A 19,039-nucleotide genomic window follows, 5' to 3' on the forward strand; every position below is an offset into this window, starting at 1 on the left:
GGTCTTGACCTCAACGCGTTGGGATCAATTCTGGAACAAACTGAATCAATACGGCTTTTCCGTTGCCCTCTAATAGTATCAAATAGAGGTCGCACCCCTTCGCACTCGCACTTATGATGCTGCGACGATTGATCGGGCATTAGAAACGATCGAGCGCAATGCTCAAACCCAAACCCAACTGATCGAAGATCTTCTAGACGTTTCGCGCATGATTCGCGGCAATTTGCGGCTTGATCTTGCCCCGATGAGTCTCGCTCCCGTGATCGACATGACGATCGCCAATGTGCGGTTAGCGGCTGAGGCAAAATCAATTCAACTGCACAGTCAAACTGATGGCTCGATCGGATATGTTTTAGGCGACCCGAACCGACTCCAGCAAATTGTTACCAATCTATTGACTAATGCGGTTAAGTTTACGCCTCAACATGGGTGCGTCCACGTTTCCCTAAAGCAGATTGGCGGTCAGGCTCAGATTCAGGTTGCCGACACGGGCAAAGGCATTCAGCCCGACTTTTTGCCCTATGTGTTTGAGCGATTTCGTCAAGCAGACGGAGGCACCACTGGCTCAAAAGATGGGCTAGGGTTAGGGCTGGCGATCGTGCGTCATCTCGTCGAACTGCACAGCGGCACCATCACTGCAGATAGCCCTGGAGAAGGGCAAGGTGCGACGTTTACAGTGAAAATACCTGTGTTAGATGACGAAAGCAAACGCATCAAAAATGATGACAAAAGGGAGAATAAATTTGACTTAAATTCATCTCTCTTGTCTAACGTTAGCGTCTTGGTTGTCGATGATGAACCCGATACACGAGAGTTTTTGACGGTTGCTCTGGAAGGATCTGGAGCCAGGGTGACAACTGCCGAATCTGTACGATCTGCGTTTGAGATGTTTCAGCAGACTCAGCCTGATCTCATAGTTAGCGATACTGGGATGCCAGAAGAAGACGGATACACATTGCTGTCTCGAATTCGACAACTAGCGAGTGAACTGCGTAATACCCCAGCGATCGCGTTAACCGCTCATGCCAAACCTGAAGATCGCGATCGAGCGTTAGATGCTGGCTTTCAAGATCATTTAACAAAACCCGTTGAGCCAGATAATCTGATTCGGGCGATCGTCCATTTACTTCGACCTTAAAACTTTTGCTCTATTTCACTCAGTCATACCGCGCTGCTGATGAAGTCCAGGCAGCCCCCACCACGGAACGTTGGGTTGTTCGTGATGCTCTTCGTGATAGCCAAAATGATAGCAGGTGATAAATGACCAAAAGACTGACCAGTTGCTGCTTTGAGCGCGAGTTTCGCTAACATATCCCCCCTCTGGTTCACGGTGGGGCAGATAGGTTCCAAAGAAAAAGAGCTGTAGAGAACTGGCGATCGAGGGCACTACCCAAAACCAGTTTAAATTCGTTTCTGGAACGTGAAGCCCAATGCTAACGATATTGTAAATCGCCATTAAGCCAAACAATCGGGTCCAACTCCAATAGCGAAACATGAAGTAGCCATACCACGCAAAAAAGTTTTTAACCTTACCGTTGTGAAAGTCTGGATCAGTCTCACTTGCAGGATGCTGGTGATGAAGCCAGTGCGTTCTCACCATCTTTTTATAGTCAAACAGAGCATACACAATCAATACAAATGAGCCAACCCACTGATTGAGTTTTGGATTACCAGGCGCAATTGCTCCGTGCATGGCATCGTGGGCAGTGATAAACAGCCCCGTGTATAGAAATGTTTGCCAAATAGTGAAAGCAATTCTCCACCCGATCGAAAGCTGAGAGATGTCGCTCGAGAGTAAACTAATTAGACTGACTGCCCAAATGCCGATAATGCTAAAAGCAACTAAAACTCCACGGTTGCGAGATAGCATTTCTTTTGGAACACCGTTAGAGAGTTGCGCTAGTGGCGCAAAGATTTGACTGGATTGAGTCACGCAGTTACTCCACAAAAATGGCAAATGGACAGGACGAAGGCTTTTTCTTTTAAGAGTAGGCTAACGAACTTGGCGTTGGAACCTTTACAAATTTTAACAACCCTTCAGTTAATATACACCCCTCTAGCGACCGACCGCGATCGCTTCCCTAATCTCTAAGGTGCTCGATTATGGCTCTCTGCTTTTTGTTTACAGCCTTTATCCTATGGAGTTCGGTGCTCCCCGCTATCCATCTCTAGAACGAATCTCTCTGCGGTTCTAAAGGCTGATATTTTGGTGAATTTGAACAAGCAATCTCTCTGAGAACACCTCTCAAGTAAGAGCTAACGCCTTTGACAACTGTGAATATATGCGTGAATATCCCGCAAAAGTCGGACGACTTTCAACCTCGATCGAGCACACTAAAAGACAGTCCCTCTCACGTTAAACTATGGCTCCCACCGTTTTGATCACAGGGGCTTCTCAAGGAATCGGCAGAGCAACCGCACTTTTGTTTGCTCGCAGTGGCTACAATCTTGTTTTAGCCGCTCGTCATCCCGATCGCCTAGAAGCCTTCGCCCAAGAGCTTAAAAGCCTCAGCTACTCAGCATTAGCGGTTCCGACCGATGTCAGAGATCCTCAGCAGGTCAAGAATTTAGTGCAGCAAGGACTCGCAGAATATGGCTCGATCGACGTGCTGATCAATAACGCCGGAATCTATGCGTCTGGCTCGGTCGATAGCTTCTCACTAGAAGATTGGCACACCACGATCGACACCAATCTCTGGGGCTATATTCACACCATTCATGAATTATTGCCGCATTTTATTGAACGCAAGAGCGGCACAATCGTCAACCTCAGTTCGATCGGCGGCAAGGTTCCTGTTCCTTATTTAGTCCCTTACAACACCAGCAAATTTGCGGTTACAGGGTTGACGCAATCGCTGCAATCAGAGCTTGCGCCCAAGGGAATCACCGTATGCGGCATCTACCCCAATCTGATTAGAAGTAGCCTGATGGAACGGGCAATTTTTAGAGGCAAAACTGTTGACGATGCAGCGGCGCGTCGTCAACAGCTTGAGCAGGTTCTCAGCGTTCCAGTGATTGAGAAGCCTGATGATGTCGCCAAAGCAATTTGGGATGCCGTGCAGCACAAGCGTACTGAAGTAGTGGTCGGCTCTGCCAACCTATCGATCGCCTCAAATCGCCTGTTTCCTGATCTAATGCAGTGGGTGTTTAGACGCACCTTCAAGAACAAAGATCAGGATTACGGCACCCCTTGAACATGCTGCCAACTACGGATTCTCTTGAGTGACGACTGGTGGTTTTACTGGCTTCAACAACAGCCAGCCCAAAAAGAAAAAAGACGCAGTAAACAATTGCACGATATCGAGTGCAGAAAGATAGCCATCTGAGAGAGTCGCGATCGAGCGATCGGTGATTCCAAACAGCCAGGAGGAGACACCCAACACCCAAATCCCATTTTTGAGATTTATTAAGAACGGCATGAAATCAGAATGCGAACGGGTCATATCAGTCCCCTTGCGGCAGCGCCATGTGGGTACAGTGGACTAATCGAGTCATCCACCGCTTTGTCATATACATATATTAAGAAATATTTTGATTTCTTGCCATATTTCCCAAGATATAGGTGCTGGTTTTCTGACCTTGAGAAAATGTTTGTCAGCAACGCTTTTGGTACGATTTAACGAGAGGCACCTCTCCGTTCCGCTATTAATTTTACGAACCGATGACCTATGCCATTGATTTTGGAACCAGCAACACCGTCGTCACTCGCTGGAACCCGGCAACGCAGCAGCCAGAGACCCTTTCTCTCCCTGGCATTTCGTTTCGCACAGGACAAAATCCACCTCTGATTCCCAGTCTGCTCTATGTCGAAAATGCCCAACAGGGGAAAGTGGTCGTTGGGCAGCAGGTGCGCGATCGTGCCCTCGATTTAGCTACCGATTCTCGATTTTTTCGCAACTTTAAGCGGGGCATTGGCTCCAACGTGCAGGGGTTTTTGCCTAAATTAGAGGGGCAGACCATCACGTTTGAGCAAGTAGGCGAATGGTTTTTGACTCGGATCATTACCCAACTCAAAGCTACCGATCCCGATATTGTGCGATCGATCGTCTTTACCGTCCCGGTTGACAGCTTTGAGGCATATCGGCTGTGGCTCGGTCGAGTCTGTCAATCGCTCAACATTGACCAGGTGCGGATGTTAGACGAGCCAACGGCAGCAGCGTTGGGATATGGGTTAAGCGATCGCCAAACGCTCTTGGTTCTCGATTTTGGTGGCGGCACGCTAGATTTGTCTCTCGTGCAGTTAGATATCAATGAACAAACTCAGGCAAAACCGCTTGGGTTCATTCTGCAATGGGGACAAAAATCATTTGCCAAACAGTCGGGACAGAAGCCCAAAATCGCCAGAGTTCTGGCAAAGGCAGGGCAAAATTTAGGCGGTTCGGATATTGATCATTGGTTGGTCGACTACTTCGCGCAAACTCAAGGAATCGCCGCGACTCCGTTAATCTCGCGTCTAGCAGAACGGCTCAAAATTCAACTCTCGCTGCAACTTCAGGCACAAGAAGTCTACTTCAATGATGAAACGTTTGAGAGCTATGACCTGTCTCTAACTCGCAGCCAGTTTGAGCAGATTCTCACCGAGCATCAGTTTTTTGACAACTTAGATGAGGCGATGGGTCAAGTCCTTCAGCAAGCGCGACGGCAGGGACTGAATGTAAAAGACATTGATGCCGTGCTGCTTGTTGGCGGAACGGTGCAGATTCCGGCGGTGCAGAAATGGGTGCGGCAATATTTTGATGCGTCAAAGATTCGGTGCGAAAAGCCGTTTGAAGCGATCGCGCAAGGAGCATTGCAGCTCAGTCAAGGCATTCAGATCAAAGATTTTCTCTATCACGGCTATGGCATTCGCTATTGGGATCGGCGAAATAACTGCCACCGTTGGCATCCGCTGATCAAAGCTGGACAGCCTTACCCGATGCAAAACCCGGTTGAGTTGGTGCTCGGTGCGTCGCTCGACAATCAGCCCAGCATTGAGTTAATCATCGGCGAACTCGGAGTCGAAACCGCTCAAACAGAAGTTTATTTTGACGGCGATCGGCTCGTCACTCGCAGTCTGACCAGCAGCCAAACTCAGGTGCAGCCGCTCAACGATCGAGCCGGGGCGCGCAGCATTGCCCAACTCGATCCCCACGGGTCACCAGGGAGCGATCGCATCAGAGTCAACTTTCAGGTAGACGACCAGCGCTTTCTTCGCATCACTGTTGAAGACTTGCTAACCGCCCGAACTCTCTTGGACGATCAGCCCGTGGTGCAACTGAGTTGAGACAACAAAAAACGCCCATTATTCTAATTCTTCAATAAAAGCTTTTAGGGGCGTTGCTGATGCCCTTCTCACGAAGTGGGGCAAGCCCTCGACAGCCCTTCTCCCCAAGGAGAAGAGATCTGAAGATCTTGTCCCCTCTCCTCTTGGGAGAGGGCTAGGGTGAGGGTCAATCTAGAAATTCATCCATCAATTCAGCAACGCCATTTTAGGGTTAGCTAATAGTCGCGATCGCGCTCAACATTCCTTCAAATAATCGCAGTCCATCAGTGCCACCTAGACTCGGATCAGAGGCTCGTTCTGGGTGAGGCATCATTCCCAACACGTTGCCTTGGTGATTACAAATGCCCGCAATCTGATTTAGCGATCCGTTGGGGTTGCTCAACGGATCAGATTTACCCTCAGCACTGCAATAGCGGAATAAGACTTGATGATTGTCTTCTAGTGACTTCAGCGTGTCAGCATCGGCGTAATAGCTGCCTTCACCGTGGGCGATCGGCAGCGTAATCACCTCGCCAGTCCGGTAATGGTTTGTCCAGGGCAAATCGGTTCGCTCGACGCTGAGAGGCACTCGATCACAGACAAAATGCAAATCCCGATTTCTTACCAACGCACCCGGCAGCAAACCCGCCTCGGTTAAGACTTGAAACCCATTACAAATGCCTAAAACAAACTTTCCTTGTTCGGCGTGTTTAATCGTGGCTTGCATCACGGGAGAAAATCGAGCGATCGCGCCGCACCGCAAATAATCGCCATAGCTAAAACCACCGGGCACAATTACTACATCAATATCAGACAAATCGCTGTCTTCGTGCCAAATCATGCGAGTTGGCTGATTGAGTAATCCTTGCGTCACCCAAACCACATCGCGATCGCAATTCGATCCCGGAAAAACCACTACTCCAACGTTCATCCCTTATCCTTTATTTATGAACCGACGTTCAGAGGTGTAGACACTTGCTGCAAGTCAAACCGATAATTTTCAATCACTGGGTTTGCAAGTAGCTGGTCGCAGATTTGGTCTAACTGTTGACGAGCCGCGTCTTCGGTGTCGGCGGCGATCGTCAGCTCAACATATTTGCCGATCCGAATTTGCTCAACGTTGTGATGTCCCATATGAGACAGTCCCGATTTCACCGCCGTTCCCGCCGGATCTAAGACCGAAGGACGAAGAGTAACATAGATTTGAGCTTGATAGTTTTGAGTCACAGCCGTGTCCTGATTGCTAGAAAGACCGTCCTGAATGCGACAGCTTTTCCATTCTAAGACCGCAGCCAGATGAAAACAGACGAACTTCTACAATTAGGGTAGACAGATTTTTAGATTCACTTTGGACGATCGTCCCCACTTCTCATGAGAACCCGCACCCGCAGCCAAGAACGCCTTCTTACGACATTAAAAATCCTGAACCGAGCCATCTCAGCGCAGGATCTTTATATCGAACTTCGCAGCCGTGAACAAAGCATGGGGCTGGCAACGGTCTATCGTTCTTTAGAGGCACTCAAATTAGAGGGCATGGTGCAGGTGAGAACGTTGCCCAATGGGGAAGCGCTGTATAGCTTGGTTCAAGAAGACAGACACCATTTAACCTGCGTGCAGTGCGGCAGCTCGATTGCGATCGACGAATGCCCAGTTCACAACTTAGAAGAACAGCTACATAAGTCTTACGAGTTCAAAATCTACTATCATATGCTGGAGTTTTTTGGTCTGTGTACTCGTTGCCAAACTGAGAACAACCCACGATCGGAGTCGGGACAAGGTTCTTAAGCCTTGCCGTTGCCTTCATCGACGATCGACAACATCCCTTGCAGCGCGGCGGGAATGCCACGCGGGTCCATGAACATGACTTTGCTGCTGTCGCTCTTGCCGACGATCGTGCCCATCTCTAAATAGCTCAGAGCAAGCAAGACTTTTCCAGCTTCGGCAGCACGGGGATCGCTCTTCAACGCCTGAGTGACAATCTGAATCGCTTCGGCAGTGGCTTGAGCGCGAAGTACTTGCTGCTGTCGCTCGGCTTGGGCTTTGAGCACAATTCCTTTCTGTTCGGCTTCGGCAGCGAGAACCACCGATTTTTGACGGGCTTCGGCATCGAGAACTTGGGCTTCGGCTTTGCCTTTCGCAGAGTTGACGGCTGACTCTCGTTCTCCTTCAGAGGTCAAAATCGAGGCACGTTTGCGTCGCTCGGCTGACATCTGCAATTCCATCGACTCTTGCACGGCTTGCGAAGGAATGATGTCGCGTAGCTCAACACGAGTCACTTTCACACCCCAGGGATCGGTGGCAACATCAAGATCTCGCAGCAAGATTTCATTGATCTGCGATCGTGCCGTAAAGGTCTCGTCTAATTCAATCTGACCCATCTCAGCCCGAATCTGGGTGAGAACCAAATTCACCACGGCAGCGTTGAGATTTTGCACCTTGTAGTATGCTCTCTCCATGTCTACGATTTTCCAGTAGACGACTGCATCGACTGTGATCGAGACGTTATCGCGAGTAATGCAGGGCTGGGGCGGAATATCGAGCACTTTTTCTCGAACGGTTTCTTGAAACGCGACGCGATCGAGTCCGGGGATCACAAAGCTGAGTCCGTGACCGAGTTTACGATCGTAGCTACCCAATCGCTCGACCAGTGCCTCGTTGCCCTGCTGAATAATTTTGACGCTAGAGAGCGCTCCGCCTCCAATCACTGCTGCAACAAATAAACCCCACATAGCCTTAATCTCCTAATGATTGAACGGGTGAATGATCAGGATTCTTGTGCCAATCCTTCGGGCACCACGATTAGCGTCGTCCCTTTGCGTCCGACGATATAGACTTTTTGGTGAGGCGCGATCGCCCCATCAAAGGTTTCACAGCGAGCGCTCCACGAATTGCCCTCATAGAGTACCCGTCCTGGCTTCCCTGGCAGAATCTCGGTCAACGTTTCTGCTTCGGTTGCATCCAGTTTGAGCGCCGCTTTGCGATTGATGAAACGACGAGACCCCAGCACCATCACCGCAGAAAGCGCCATCCAGAGGATAATCTGCGCGTTGAGGGGCAGAACGGCTGAGACGGCGGCAACGATCAGCGCACTGAGTCCCATCACGAAGGCGACGAACGCAGTGGGCAGCACAAACTCGATCAGGCAAAGGACAACCCCTGCCAAAAGCCAAATCATAGCGGGAGTCAGAGACATATCTGTTTTTGAGCAAAGGAACGATCGCTAGATAGAGTGTCAACCCTCTTGAGAGTTTTGTGAAGCGACTTGAGACGAATCGTTTAAAATCGGCTATCCTAATCGACCGAGCTAAGCCACTTACGTCATTCTTCAAAGAGTGCCCGCTTTATTCCGCAATCCTTCAGATTTTTGATGCTTGGTTTTGTCACAAACGCCCTACAATAAACGTTTTTAAGCGCATGAGCAGTTCGCAATCACAGGGGTATCCGTATCTTTGGGCAGTGGGAGAGGTCGCTGCTCAAAAGCCACCGGACACGATCGTGAGAGATCGTTATCAAGTGGTCGCGCCTCACATTTGGGCAGATACTAAGCCTCAAATAGAGCCTCATGTGCCTGCGCTGCTGCCCGATGAAGCGCTGCCCTATTTGCACCTCTATGCTCAACGATTGCATGTGCCCCAAGTTTACGGGTTTTATCGAGACGAAGACACGAATCGAGAGATTCTCTTATTAGAAAACGCCCCTTTGGACGGCACCGGAACCCTGCAACCTGCCATTTTTGAAGCCTGGACAAAAGCCTCGGCGGTGCGTCAAATCTACTGGCTGTGGCAGATGTTGCAGTTATGGACTCCTTTCCTAGATTTAAATGTTGCGTCGAGTCTGCTGTCACCCGATAACCTGCGGGTCGAAGGGTGGCGAGTTCGGCTGAAAGAATTGATTAAAGACTCAGAAGATCCCGTTCATGCCAGAGCCTCGTTTGCAAATCCTTCTCTCTCAAATCTGGCGCAGTGCTGGCTTGTGTGGATGCCAGAGTCAAAGGCGACGATCGTAGACGAACTCACCGCTATCTGTGGCGAGATGCAGCAGGGAGCCAGTTTTGAAAAAGTCTCAGCCCTGTTAAACCAGCAGTTGATTGCCCAGTCAGCCCAACTGCCGCTGCGTCTGCAAGTGGTGGGAGCCACCGATGTGGGCGTGCAGCGATCGCACAACGAAGACACCTGCTATCCGGTGACGGCTCATGCCCAATCTTATGATGACCTGAGTCCGCGATTGACGATCGTTTGTGATGGCATCGGCGGACATGAAGGCGGCGAAGTCGCCAGTCAATTGGCGGTGCAGTCGCTTCAGCTTCAAGTCAGAGCGCTGCTGACCGAGATTGCTCAACAGTCTGAGCCGATGCCGCCCGATTTGTTGGCAGAACAACTGGCAGCGATCGTGCGGGTCGTCAACAATATGATTTCTGCCCAAAATGACGAACAAGAGCGAGAATCTCGGCGACGAATGGGCACCACCCTTGTGATGGCGCTTCAGATTCCGCAGCGAGTCACGTTGTCGAATGGAGCGATCGCCAACAACGCGCACGAGCTTTATCTCGTCAATGTGGGAGACAGTCGCGCTTATTGGATCACGCAGCACTATTGTCATCAACTTACGGTGGATGATGATGTGATCACGCGAGAGATTAAACAGGGACGATCGCTCTATCGAGATGTGCTCAAGCGCGCCGATGCTGGAGCACTCACTCAAGCACTAGGAACGCGAGACAGCCAGTTTCTCAACCCCAGCGTGCAGCGGTTTATCTTAGAAGAAGATGGCTTGCTGCTGCTGTGCTCAGATGGGCTGAGTGACAACAGTTTAGTCGAGCAGTCTTGGTCAGAGTATGCCGATCGGGTTCTAAAAGAAAAAGTCTCTTTAGAATCTGTCGTGCAGTCTTGGATCGACTTAGCAAATCAGAAAAACGGACATGACAACACCTCGATCGTGCTCACTTATTGTCACGTTTCTTCTTCACTATCCGAGATCCGATTCCCCGACGCAAAGGTAAGTGATCCATTAAATGCACTGAGTTTGCCAGAGGTTGAAATTCCTGTCTCACAAGAGATATCTCCTAAACGAAAAAAGTCGAACCGAGTTGGGTTGACGGTGAAACTGGTTGTGATGCTGATTTTGAGTGGAGTTTTGGGTGCAGGAATCTGGCACTCAGTTGACCCAACTGGATTTCAACAACTGCGTGACCGATTTCCCAAGAGTTTTCTCAAACCGTGAGAAGGGGACGCTCTTATGCAAAGATAAAAAAGCTGTTGATATGCCCAGTTGGGTTTGACCGATCGTCGTGAATGCTCTTGATAACGAAGCGATAAGAATTATGGAAGTTGGTGCGCGTGTTCGTATTATTGAATCTGTCGTTATTTATCATCACCCAGAGCATCGAAACCAGCCGCTCGACATTAAGGGGCAAGAAGGCGAAGTGTTGGCGATCGTCACTGAGTGGCGCGGCAGACCTATTAGCGCTAATTTCCCAATTCTAGTCAAGCTTGGTCCTAAGCTAAGAGTGCATCTTCAAGAGTTTGAGATTGAGGTCATATAGCGCTATTTTTGGCGGCAAAACCAGCTAAATACATTGATGTCGCCCCGCATTTTTTCAAGCTCACGACGGTTTTGGGCAGCAATCGTGTGATACCACTCACAGGCGCGATCGAGATCTTCCCGATAGTGTGCCTCTTGATAAAATTGATGAGTGGCGTGATAAATTTCGAGGATTTCAGCGCTGGGTGGAGATGAGGGGTTCATCCATCGGTGGTCATGGTAGCTCATAAGTAGATAGTCGCAATTAAAGTCAACTTGTTTTTTGTGTGGGTTTCGGCTTCGCTCAACCTGCTAGGAGGTCTGGCGTTGAGCGGAGCCGGAACGCGTCTTACCGTTCGTTTCCTCTACCTGCTTAGCTGATGGTGAAGAAGATTGACATTCGCCGCTCTAGTCAATCTAGCGTATTGAGTTTAGGCAGTGTTTTAAAACTCTAGTCTGCGTTGTTATCCCGCCCTAAACTTCAGGGACGAGGCAGAATCGCAGCGAGAGAGGCTCAAAACACACCCTAGAATTGCGAAATCAGTAGAGATAAAGCCCTTTAAACATTCTCGTGAGATTAGTCTAGCAAGTGTCATATGCTGAACTTTGAACGGTGATCACAGACTGATAAATTTGCTGAAGAGCACAGTTTCTAAGCCTTTTGGCTGCTCATCTCAACCCTTGAGAGGATTGCAAAAACCTCTTAATCTGTAATTGTGAACGCAGGGAGACTAGAAAATGTTCGCCAACTCGAAATAGACTTATTTCGCTGCCGAACTCACATTTTACGTTCCCTATATTTTAGAGAGTCGAGCTTCATTCAATTCTCTAGAAAGACTTTAGGCAGGCTTGAAAATACTTTTTATTCAAAACTATTAAAGCTGAGCATCATTTTTCCCGCCAGCAGACAACTTGATAATAAGCATAGGATGACATGGATGAAGCAAGACTTAGCAGCGATCGTAGCAAGATTGTTAAACATTTAGAAACCATTGATCAACGAGCCGCTGAACTCTATAAAAATATAGGTAATGCCCCGACCGAGCAACCACGGCTTGCGTTGAGCTACATAGAGGCACTCGCAAATGCTCTAGAAGAACTGCGGGTTGTAGAAGAAGAAGTCTGTGAACACAATGAAGAGTTGCATCAGGCTCGCCAACAGCTAGAAGATGAGCGTCGCCGATATCAGGACTTGTTTGATTTTGCGCCTGATGGCTATTTGGTCACTGATATTCACGGAAAAATTCATGAGGCAAATCGAGCCGCCGCAGAGCTACTAAATGTATCTCAAAAACATCTTGCAGGCAAAATTCTAACCAATTTTGTGCCCGAAGAACAGCGCCGAGTGTTTCGATCGCTGCTGCTGCAACTGCGAGTCATCGATCGTATTCAAGAATGGGAGATTTGTCTAATCGCCCGCAATAAACCTCGGTTTGAAGCGGCAATCACCGTTGCGGCTGTGAGAGATGCTGAAGGCAAAGCGATCGGACTGCGTTGGCTGATTCGAGATATCGGCGCTCGTAAGCAAATTGAAGCGCAGCTACAGCAGATGCAGCTTCAAAACTTAGAGTTGCTCGAAGCCGATCGACTCAAAGCCCAATTCATCGCCACCATGTCTCACGAGTTGAGAACTCCCCTAAACGCGATTTTGGGATTTTCTAGCGTGTTGTTGCGCCACTTTCAGCAGAGATTCGAGCCACAGCAATTTAACATGATTGAGCGAATCTTTGAGAACGGACGGCATTTGTTGAGTCTAATTGAGGATGTTTTAGACTTCTCAAAACTGCGCTCAAACCAGTTAGAGCTTCGGCTAGAAGCCTTTGATTTACCCGATCTGGTCAACGAAACGGTTGCAGAACTTCGACCGTTGGCGACCCACAAAAACCTATGTCTACAGGTGCATCTGGCTCAAGATCATTTTTCAGTGACGAACGATCGGGTTCGCCTGCGTCAAATCGTGGTGAATTTGGTATCGAATGCGATCAAATTCACCGATGAAGGGCAGATTTCAATCCAAGTCGATCTCCTTCCGGGTGAACGGATCGCGATCGCGGTTCGAGACACCGGAATTGGGATTGCAGAAGCCGACTTAAGCTTCATCTTTCAAGAGTTTCGTCAAGCCAATCAGACGATGACTCGCACCCACGGCGGAACAGGATTAGGGTTAGCCATCGCCCAAGCGCTCACCGATTTAATGGGTGGAAACATCGTAGTCGAAAGCGCGTTAGGGCAAGGCTCAACCTTTATTGCTGATCTACCGCGTCAAGTGCGATCGAGCACTCATAAACTGCTGTAAGGACGCTTATTCGGCGTTGCTGAATCGATCTATGAAGCACAGATCCTACCCTCACCCTAGCCCTCTCCCAAGAGGAGAGGGGATAAGAGTTCTGTCTCCCGTGTACACGCAAGTTGCGGGTGCGACCTCTACCTGATACTAAAGCGACCAAAGCTCTCTACTGGCAAAGCTTCTAAACGATTTTATAGCAGTTCTTTTGATGATTCATTGACCAGTTTTACAGGCACCCAAAACCCTGATGGAGCAAAAGGTAGTTGGTTTTTCTAATGTATCGGATGGAGGTCGCACCCCAAAGAAGCGATCGCGCTCCCTTCCGCAGTTTTGGCAGAGAACAGATCGCGCTATTGGGGACGAATGACTAACCCAGTTTCAAAGTTGAAGAGATGAATTTTTTCGGGAGCGATCGCTAACCACAACTCTTCGCCTAATCGCATGGGTCGATCGGGTTCCACTCTCGCTTGCAGCATTTCACCCGCCAAACTCACCGCTAAAAACGTCTCATTTCCCAGCGCTTCGACTAGCTCGACCTGCACAGGCAGATGACCAGGAGCCGCGTCGCTGATCCTGAGATGCTCAGGGCGAATGCCTAACAAAACCGTATCACCATCATAAGAGTGCAGAGTCGATGCCCACTCATCTGGCAGGGTGAGACGAAACTGAGGATGGCTCAGACCCAGCGGACTTTTCACCTGCACGGGCAAAAAATTCATCGGCGGCGACCCAATAAACTCTGCAACAAAGCGATTTGCCGGATAGTGATAGAGTTCGAGCGGGGTGGCGAGTTGTTGAATTTGTCCCGCATTCATCACGGCAATGCGATCGCCCATCGTCATCGCTTCGGTTTGATCGTGGGTGACATAAATTGTCGTCGTCTTCAACTGACGCTGAAGTTTAACAATTTGGGCGCGAGTTTCTGCCCGCAGTTTGGCATCTAGATTCGAGAGTGGTTCATCCATCAAAAACACTTGCGGGTTACGCGCCATCGCTCGTCCTAATGCAACTCGCTGCTTCTGCCCGCCCGAAAGTTGTTTGGGCAATCGCTCTAACAAAAGGTCTATTTGCAGCATTTGAGCCACTGTGCGAACTCGCTGATCAACCGATCGCTCTCGATCGGACTGATAGCGCAACGTCTTTGGCAGTTTACGAGTCGCTCCTACCAAAAGATTTTGACCCCAACTAGGGAGCGACGTTTCAGACTCTTCTCGATTCGCAAACGTCGTTCGTCTCAAACCAAAGGCGAGATTGTCATACACCGTCATGTGCGGATACAGCGCATAGTTTTGAAACACCATCGCAATATCGCGTTCTTTGGGTGGCAGATCGTTGACCACGCGATCGCCCACGCGAATCGTTCCCGCTGTCAGTTCCTCTAATCCCGCAATCAGGCGCAGCAGTGTGCTTTTGCCGCAGCCAGACGGACCTACCAACACCATAAATTCGCCATCTTGCACCGTCAAATTAATCGATCGCAAAACAGCAGCAGAACTTTGAGACTTGAGGCTTGAGGCTTGAGTTAACTCAGCGCTCAATACCAAAGATTTAGAATCCTGCCCCGTTCCCTTTTGGAAACTTTTATAAATGTTTTCGAGATCAACCTGAGCCACGATTCTAAAGCAATCCAAAAATGAATATTGCAATGGTAACGCAGATAGCAAGGCGAACTCTACAGCCGTTGTAACGAATTCATGCGACTGAACATTGTGAGGGTTGGTGCCCGATCGCGAGTGCGTTGTCCTATCATTTAATAACTAGATCAGGAGAGAGAAAATGGTGATTGCTGCACCAGAACCGAAAGTCGAATTGCAGCCTGTCGGAGAGCAGCGAGTCGTGTTGCGAGGCTTATCTTGGGAGGCGTATCTGCAAATTCTAAATGCGCTGCCTCAAGCTCGTGGCTCTCGGTTGACCTATGACGATGGACTATTAGAGATTACGGTGCCTTTGGAAGATCACGAGTTTTCTGGTCGTTTGATTGAACGCTTTATTTCGACGCTGATTGAAGTGATGGGAATGCGAATGAAAACGATGGGTTCAACGACCATGAACTATCCGCATCTCAAGAAAGGCGCAGAACCAGATAACGCCTATTACATTCAAAACCAATCCCTAGTCAAAGGTCGAAACGTAGACTTTAACCAAGACCCACCCCCCGATTTGGTCGTCGAGGTAGATATTACTCATACAGATATTGCCAAAAATCAATTTTATGCCAATATCGGAGTGCCAGAGTTCTGGCGCTTTAATGGCAAAGTATTGCGGATTTATCAGCTTCAAGAAGGGGTTTATGTAGAAGTTGAGGTCAGCCCCACATTTCCCCAAGTGCCCAAAGAGCGACTGTATGTGTTTCTAGACCAGGCGAAAGAGGATGAAATTGAGGCGACGCGATCGCTCAGAGCTTGGTGGGAGGGGCAGCGTTATAATGAATTATCGGGTTCTGATGACTGCCCATGACGCAACAACTTCTAGACACAGAAGACTACTCAGAAGAAATCGTCACCGAGCTTGACATCAGCCATCTCGTCATTGAGGACGATACCCCCGTGGACAATTTTCAATCAGAAGTGCAGCAACGGTTATTGGTGGAACCTCTTTGCAGTTCAAAGGCATTACCGTTACCATTTCTGGCTGCTGCCAACGTGGGGCTATTCTACAAACTGAAAGGAGAACCCATTGTCCCTGATGTGCTGCTGAGTCTAGATGTGCAGCGTGCCGAAGATTTATCTCAGCGACGCAACCGCGCTTACTTTGTCTGGGAGTTTGGCAAAGTCCCTGATGTTTGCATTGAAATTGTTTCCAATCAAGAAGGCGACGAGTTGATCGTGAGCCAAAGATCTCAACGGAAGGGTAAAGCACTTTGCAAAAAGGACATTTACGCTCAAATTGGCGTGCCCTATTATGTGGTGTTCGATCCACTGCGACAGATTCAGGGGGAGACCGAGATGAATGGAGCGCTACTGCGAGTCTGGACGATCGCATCGGGACGGTATGTGGAACTCACGCCTGCCGAGGGAATTGTGGAAGTGGGACAGTCTGTTTGGCTAGAAACGGTGGGTTTGGGTCTCAATCTATGGGAAGGGCAGTTTGAGGAAGCTGTGACTCGGCTGTGGTTACGCTGGTGTGATTTGCAGGGGCAAGTGATTGCGACTGGGGCAGAACGAGCCGATCGCCTAGCCGAAAAGTTGCGGAAACTAGGCATCAACCCTGACGAAGTTTAAGCGCTACCTGTGAACGTCACGCTTCTCACTCCTCATCTTCGGCGCGATCGCTCAACAAAATTGGCAAACTCACGCTGATGATCTGCTCAGATTTGCCGAGATTAACCATGTGATTGCCTTTCCCATCTTTCGCGCCTACTTTGATCGAGTCCACTGCAATCCGTGCTAGATGATTCTCATTGGTCAATAGAAACACGAGCGCTTCTGGCAGCACCGCAACCATTCCGATCAAAGCATCTGTTTTGGTCGTAAATTGAAATGCCTGAACTCCCAATTCTCCCGTATTGGCGCGACGCAGCGATTTAATCGGCAGTTGTTTGGCATAACCTTGCTCTGACACCATTAAGAATGTGTCGTCTGCGGTCGCGATCGCCCAGCCGACAATTTTTTCTTTCTTGCTAATTCGCATTCCTGCATTGCCTTGAGACGTGCGACTGGCGATCGGAACCTGGTCATCGTTGACTTCAAATCGCAGCACTCGACCGCTTGATGTCGCTAAGACAACCTGTTCACCCACCTGAGCCACAGTCGCAAACAGGACTCGATCGTCTTCTTTGAGTTTGAGAGCCGTTAACCCTCGACCTGTGAGATCAGAAAACTCTGAGAGCGGCAATCGCTTCAGTCGTCCCTGCTCGGTGAGTAAGAGGACATACTGATCGTCGGTGTCTTCGGGCAAGATGAAGCTACCCGCGATCGAGTCGGGCATTCCCTGAGCGGCGGCAGGCAGTAACGTTACCAGCGGCGTGCCGCGAGATTTACCTGACACTTGAGGCAGATCAGACACTTTAATCGCGTAAGCTTTGCCACTGCGAGTCATCACCACGAGCGTTTGTACCGTTGTTGTAAATTGTGTTTGCACTCCAAAGTCATCCGCGTCTTCTAGAGCAGTCGTCGAAGTGTCATCGGTGCGACTGCGGCTGATGCGATCGTAGACTTTGGGAGCCATTCGTCGCACATATCCTCGTTGCGTTAACTCAACGACGGTTTCCTGAGCTTCTTCCTCATAGTCCAACGTGAGGGAAAAGTCAGATTGCGGTTTAGATTTTGAGGTTTGACTGCTGTCTAAAAGGGTTTGTTTTTGGGTGCCCTTTTCGTCTTCTTTGGGTGGCTCTACTCCGATGATGCGAGTGCGGCGATCGTCTGCATATTTCTTTCTCAACGATCGCAGATCTTTTTTCAACGCTTTGAGCAGTTCGCGTCGATCGCCCAATACTTTCCGCAGATCTTGCATTTGAGTCGTGAGTTCCTCAAATTCGGTTTGCAGACTTTGACGCTCCATCCCAGTCAGGCGACGTAATGGCATTGAGAGAATCGCATCGGCTTGGCGATCGCTGAGATCCAATCGCTCTTGTAGCTGCACTTTCGCGGTTGTGCCATCAGGCGCATTTCGCAAAATATCAATCACGATATCCAGATTTGCCAGCGCCGTTAGGCGACCTTCCACCACATGAATTTGAGTCTCTGCCTTCTCTAACGCATGGTTATAGCGACGAGTCAGCGTCGTCTCCCGAAAGCTGAGAAATTCTTGCAGCATTTCTCGCAGCGTCATCTGTTTGGGCTGATTGCCCGTTAACGCCAGCATGATCGCGCCGAAATTATTTTGCAGCGCTGTCTGCCGATAGAGCGCATTGAGAACCTTTTGCGGATTGACATCTCGACGTAGCTCAACCACAACGCGGATGCCGTCTCGATCGCTTTCATCTCGCAGATCGCCAATGCCGTCAATTTTGCCATTATTTACCAGTTCAGCGATTTTCTCAATCATCGCCGCCTTATTCACCTGAAACGGCAGCTCAGTGATGATAATCGCCGTTCGCCGATGTTTGCCTCGACCGACGACGAGTTCTTCAACCTTGGCAACCCCTCGAACCGGAATGCTGCCTCGACCTGTTGTGTAGGCTTCTCGAATGCCCTCCGTTCCCAGAATCTCGCCCCCCGTCGGAAAATCAGGACCCGGAATCAACTCAAACAGTCGCGCATCCGACAGATCGGGGTTATCGATCAGCGCCACCAGTCCATCGACCACTTCACCCAAATTGTGAGGCGGAATATTTGTCGCCATGCCGACCGCAATCCCCGAACTGCCATTTAGCAGCAAAATCGGTAACTGAGCCGGAAGAACCGTCGGCTCCTGCTGCGAGTTGTCAAAGTTGCCGACAAAATCGACGGTCGATTCTCCAATCTCAGTTAATAGAGACTCATTGCCGATCGCTGCCAGTCGCGTCTCGGTATACCGCATTGCCGCAGGCGGGTCGTTATCCACTGAGCCAAAGTTGCCGTGACCCCCCAGCAGCGGATATCGACTCGAAAACTCTTGCACCAGCCGCACCAGCGCGTCGTAAACTGACTGATCCCCGTGGGGGTGATATTTACCCAACACGTCGCCCACGACCCGCGCACATTTGCGATAGGGGCGATCGGGGGTCAACCCCAATTCGTGCATCGCGTATAAGATTCTACGGTGGACGGGTTTAAGCCCATCTCGCACGTCAGGCAGCGCCCGCCCGACGATCACGCTCATGGCGTATTCTAGATACGACTGTTGCATCTCTGTATGCAGGGCAGTCGTGATAACCTGTCCTGTTGGGAGGATGTTTAACTGATTCGCCATGAGCCTTGTCCCTTCGTTCCGAACGTTACAAAAATTCGTTTTAATTTCAGTGTAATCAGTCTTACCACGGTTGCGCTGCCCCAAGCGGGATAGACAGGGCGTGTGACCGTGATCCTTTGATTAGACCTGTTGTGGCTCGCGCAGAGCGGATAGCGCCT

Annotated in this window: 18 protein-coding genes and 1 pseudogene; 9 read left to right on the plus strand and 10 right to left on the minus strand. The window is 49.7% G+C overall.

What is annotated here, in order from left to right; genetic code table 11:
• Positions 1–208: 208 nt before the first annotated feature.
• Positions 209–1,138 (plus strand): ATP-binding response regulator, encoded by a 930-nt coding sequence (locus A8707_RS13115; protein WP_068817685.1) that lies wholly within the window; start codon positions 209–211, stop codon positions 1,136–1,138.
• 15 nt (positions 1,139–1,153) lie between these two features.
• On the opposite strand, the gene crtW is transcribed toward A8707_RS13115, so the two are convergent.
• Complete coding sequence (crtW, locus tag A8707_RS13120) at positions 1,154–1,933, minus strand: beta-carotene ketolase CrtW (protein ID WP_231948053.1); 780 nt, start codon at positions 1,931–1,933, stop codon at positions 1,154–1,156.
• A 430-nt stretch (positions 1,934–2,363) separates the two neighbouring features.
• Between crtW and A8707_RS13125 the strand changes: the two genes are divergently transcribed.
• The gene (locus A8707_RS13125) at positions 2,364–3,194 is read left to right on the plus strand and encodes an SDR family NAD(P)-dependent oxidoreductase (protein ID WP_068817687.1); all 831 of its coding nucleotides are present in this window, start codon (positions 2,364–2,366) and stop codon (positions 3,192–3,194) included.
• A gap of 12 nt (positions 3,195–3,206) precedes the next feature.
• On the opposite strand, the gene A8707_RS13130 is transcribed toward A8707_RS13125, so the two are convergent.
• A complete protein-coding gene (locus A8707_RS13130; protein ID WP_068817688.1) occupies positions 3,207–3,443 on the minus strand; it encodes a hypothetical protein in 237 nt (78 codons plus the stop codon).
• 218 nt (positions 3,444–3,661) lie between these two features.
• Between A8707_RS13130 and A8707_RS13135 the strand changes: the two genes are divergently transcribed.
• Positions 3,662–5,263, plus strand: a complete 1,602-nt coding sequence (locus tag A8707_RS13135; protein ID WP_068817690.1) for an Hsp70 family protein — start codon at positions 3,662–3,664, stop codon at positions 5,261–5,263.
• Between the two features lie 211 nt (positions 5,264–5,474).
• Here A8707_RS13135 and purQ read toward each other — a convergent pair whose 3' ends face one another.
• Positions 5,475–6,173, minus strand: coding sequence for a phosphoribosylformylglycinamidine synthase subunit PurQ (purQ, locus tag A8707_RS13140; RefSeq protein ID WP_068817691.1), 699 nt, complete (start codon positions 6,171–6,173; stop codon positions 5,475–5,477).
• 14 nt (positions 6,174–6,187) lie between these two features.
• Entirely contained in the window at positions 6,188–6,469 is a 282-nt protein-coding gene (purS, locus tag A8707_RS13145; protein ID WP_068817693.1) for a phosphoribosylformylglycinamidine synthase subunit PurS, read from the minus strand.
• A 144-nt stretch (positions 6,470–6,613) separates the two neighbouring features.
• Between purS and A8707_RS13150 the strand changes: the two genes are divergently transcribed.
• Positions 6,614–7,027, plus strand: coding sequence for a Fur family transcriptional regulator (locus A8707_RS13150; protein WP_068817695.1), 414 nt, complete (start codon positions 6,614–6,616; stop codon positions 7,025–7,027).
• On the opposite strand, the gene A8707_RS13155 is transcribed toward A8707_RS13150, so the two are convergent.
• Entirely contained in the window at positions 7,024–7,971 is a 948-nt protein-coding gene (locus tag A8707_RS13155) for an SPFH domain-containing protein (RefSeq protein WP_068817697.1), read from the minus strand. The genes A8707_RS13150 and A8707_RS13155 overlap by 4 nt on opposite strands.
• 35 nt (positions 7,972–8,006) lie before the next feature.
• Positions 8,007–8,435 carry an NfeD family protein gene (locus tag A8707_RS13160; protein ID WP_068817698.1) on the minus strand — a complete coding sequence of 143 codons (429 nt, stop codon included), beginning with the start codon at positions 8,433–8,435 and terminating at the stop codon, positions 8,007–8,009.
• Between the two features lie 221 nt (positions 8,436–8,656).
• On the opposite strand from A8707_RS13160, the gene A8707_RS13165 reads away from it, so the two are divergent.
• Both A8707_RS13165 and A8707_RS13170 read left to right on the plus strand, forming a co-directional pair.
• On the plus strand, positions 8,657–10,462 hold the full coding sequence (locus A8707_RS13165; protein WP_068817700.1) for a protein phosphatase 2C domain-containing protein: 1,806 nt from the start codon (positions 8,657–8,659) through the stop codon (positions 10,460–10,462).
• Positions 10,463–10,562: 100 nt separating this feature from the next.
• Entirely contained in the window at positions 10,563–10,784 is a 222-nt protein-coding gene (locus A8707_RS13170; protein ID WP_068817702.1) for a ferredoxin-thioredoxin reductase variable chain, read from the plus strand.
• A gap of 2 nt (positions 10,785–10,786) precedes the next feature.
• Here A8707_RS13170 and A8707_RS13175 read toward each other — a convergent pair whose 3' ends face one another.
• Positions 10,787–11,011, minus strand: a complete 225-nt coding sequence (locus A8707_RS13175) for a hypothetical protein (protein ID WP_068817704.1) — start codon at positions 11,009–11,011, stop codon at positions 10,787–10,789.
• 685 nt (positions 11,012–11,696) lie between these two features.
• Here A8707_RS13175 and A8707_RS13180 point away from each other — a divergent pair.
• Positions 11,697–13,058: a PAS domain-containing sensor histidine kinase gene (locus A8707_RS13180; RefSeq protein WP_068817706.1), complete on the plus strand. Its 1,362-nt coding sequence runs from the start codon at positions 11,697–11,699 to the stop codon at positions 13,056–13,058.
• 341 nt (positions 13,059–13,399) lie between these two features.
• Here the strand turns inward: A8707_RS13180 and A8707_RS30625 are convergent, their stop codons facing one another.
• Together A8707_RS30625 and A8707_RS30630 are read right to left on the minus strand one after the other, a co-directional pair.
• Positions 13,400–14,014 (minus strand): ABC transporter ATP-binding protein, encoded by a 615-nt coding sequence (locus tag A8707_RS30625; RefSeq protein WP_414858402.1) that lies wholly within the window; start codon positions 14,012–14,014, stop codon positions 13,400–13,402.
• Positions 14,012–14,662: pseudogene (locus A8707_RS30630) on the minus strand (ABC transporter ATP-binding protein); the annotation flags it as partial. The gene A8707_RS30625 and the pseudogene A8707_RS30630, both read right to left, overlap by 3 nt.
• Before the next feature lie 163 nt (positions 14,663–14,825).
• Here A8707_RS30630 and A8707_RS13190 point away from each other — a divergent pair.
• Together A8707_RS13190 and A8707_RS13195 are read left to right on the plus strand one after the other, a co-directional pair.
• Positions 14,826–15,506, plus strand: coding sequence for a Uma2 family endonuclease (locus tag A8707_RS13190; RefSeq protein ID WP_068817709.1), 681 nt, complete (start codon positions 14,826–14,828; stop codon positions 15,504–15,506).
• Positions 15,503–16,270 carry a Uma2 family endonuclease gene (locus A8707_RS13195; RefSeq protein ID WP_068817711.1) on the plus strand — a complete coding sequence of 256 codons (768 nt, stop codon included), beginning with the start codon at positions 15,503–15,505 and terminating at the stop codon, positions 16,268–16,270. The genes A8707_RS13190 and A8707_RS13195 overlap by 4 nt, the downstream gene beginning before the upstream one ends.
• Before the next feature lie 25 nt (positions 16,271–16,295).
• On the opposite strand, the gene gyrA is transcribed toward A8707_RS13195, so the two are convergent.
• Positions 16,296–18,881 carry a DNA topoisomerase (ATP-hydrolyzing) subunit A gene (gyrA, locus tag A8707_RS13200; protein WP_068817712.1) on the minus strand — a complete coding sequence of 862 codons (2,586 nt, stop codon included), beginning with the start codon at positions 18,879–18,881 and terminating at the stop codon, positions 16,296–16,298.
• Between the last annotated feature and the right edge of the window lie 158 nt (positions 18,882–19,039).

The sequence above is a fragment of the Phormidesmis priestleyi BC1401 genome, from assembly GCF_001650195.1.
Classification (GTDB): domain Bacteria; phylum Cyanobacteriota; class Cyanobacteriia; order Leptolyngbyales; family Leptolyngbyaceae; genus Phormidesmis_A; species Phormidesmis_A priestleyi_B.

Excerpts from the sequence above, each read along its gene's own strand:
- A8707_RS13195 (WP_068817711.1), top strand. The coding sequence starts at position 15,503 with ATGACGCAACAACTTCTAGACACAGAAGACTACTCAGAAGAAATCGTC.
- A8707_RS13150 (WP_068817695.1), top strand. The coding sequence starts at position 6,614 with ATGAGAACCCGCACCCGCAGCCAAGAACGCCTTCTTACGACATTAAAA.
- A8707_RS30625 (WP_414858402.1), bottom strand. The coding sequence starts at position 14,014 with ATGGATGAACCACTCTCGAATCTAGATGCCAAACTGCGGGCAGAAACT.
- A8707_RS13135 (WP_068817690.1), top strand. The coding sequence starts at position 3,662 with ATGACCTATGCCATTGATTTTGGAACCAGCAACACCGTCGTCACTCGC.
- A8707_RS13165 (WP_068817700.1), top strand. The coding sequence starts at position 8,657 with ATGAGCAGTTCGCAATCACAGGGGTATCCGTATCTTTGGGCAGTGGGA.
- A8707_RS13160 (WP_068817698.1), bottom strand. The coding sequence starts at position 8,435 with ATGTCTCTGACTCCCGCTATGATTTGGCTTTTGGCAGGGGTTGTCCTT.
- purQ (WP_068817691.1), bottom strand. The coding sequence starts at position 6,173 with ATGAACGTTGGAGTAGTGGTTTTTCCGGGATCGAATTGCGATCGCGAT.
- A8707_RS13155 (WP_068817697.1), bottom strand. The coding sequence starts at position 7,971 with ATGTGGGGTTTATTTGTTGCAGCAGTGATTGGAGGCGGAGCGCTCTCT.
- A8707_RS13130 (WP_068817688.1), bottom strand. The coding sequence starts at position 3,443 with ATGACCCGTTCGCATTCTGATTTCATGCCGTTCTTAATAAATCTCAAA.
- A8707_RS13170 (WP_068817702.1), top strand. The coding sequence starts at position 10,563 with ATGGAAGTTGGTGCGCGTGTTCGTATTATTGAATCTGTCGTTATTTAT.
- A8707_RS13190 (WP_068817709.1), top strand. The coding sequence starts at position 14,826 with ATGGTGATTGCTGCACCAGAACCGAAAGTCGAATTGCAGCCTGTCGGA.
- A8707_RS13175 (WP_068817704.1), bottom strand. The coding sequence starts at position 11,011 with ATGAGCTACCATGACCACCGATGGATGAACCCCTCATCTCCACCCAGC.
- A8707_RS13180 (WP_068817706.1), top strand. The coding sequence starts at position 11,697 with ATGGATGAAGCAAGACTTAGCAGCGATCGTAGCAAGATTGTTAAACAT.
- A8707_RS13125 (WP_068817687.1), top strand. The coding sequence starts at position 2,364 with ATGGCTCCCACCGTTTTGATCACAGGGGCTTCTCAAGGAATCGGCAGA.
- gyrA (WP_068817712.1), bottom strand. The coding sequence starts at position 18,881 with ATGGCGAATCAGTTAAACATCCTCCCAACAGGACAGGTTATCACGACT.
- A8707_RS13115 (WP_068817685.1), top strand. The coding sequence starts at position 209 with ATGATTCGCGGCAATTTGCGGCTTGATCTTGCCCCGATGAGTCTCGCT.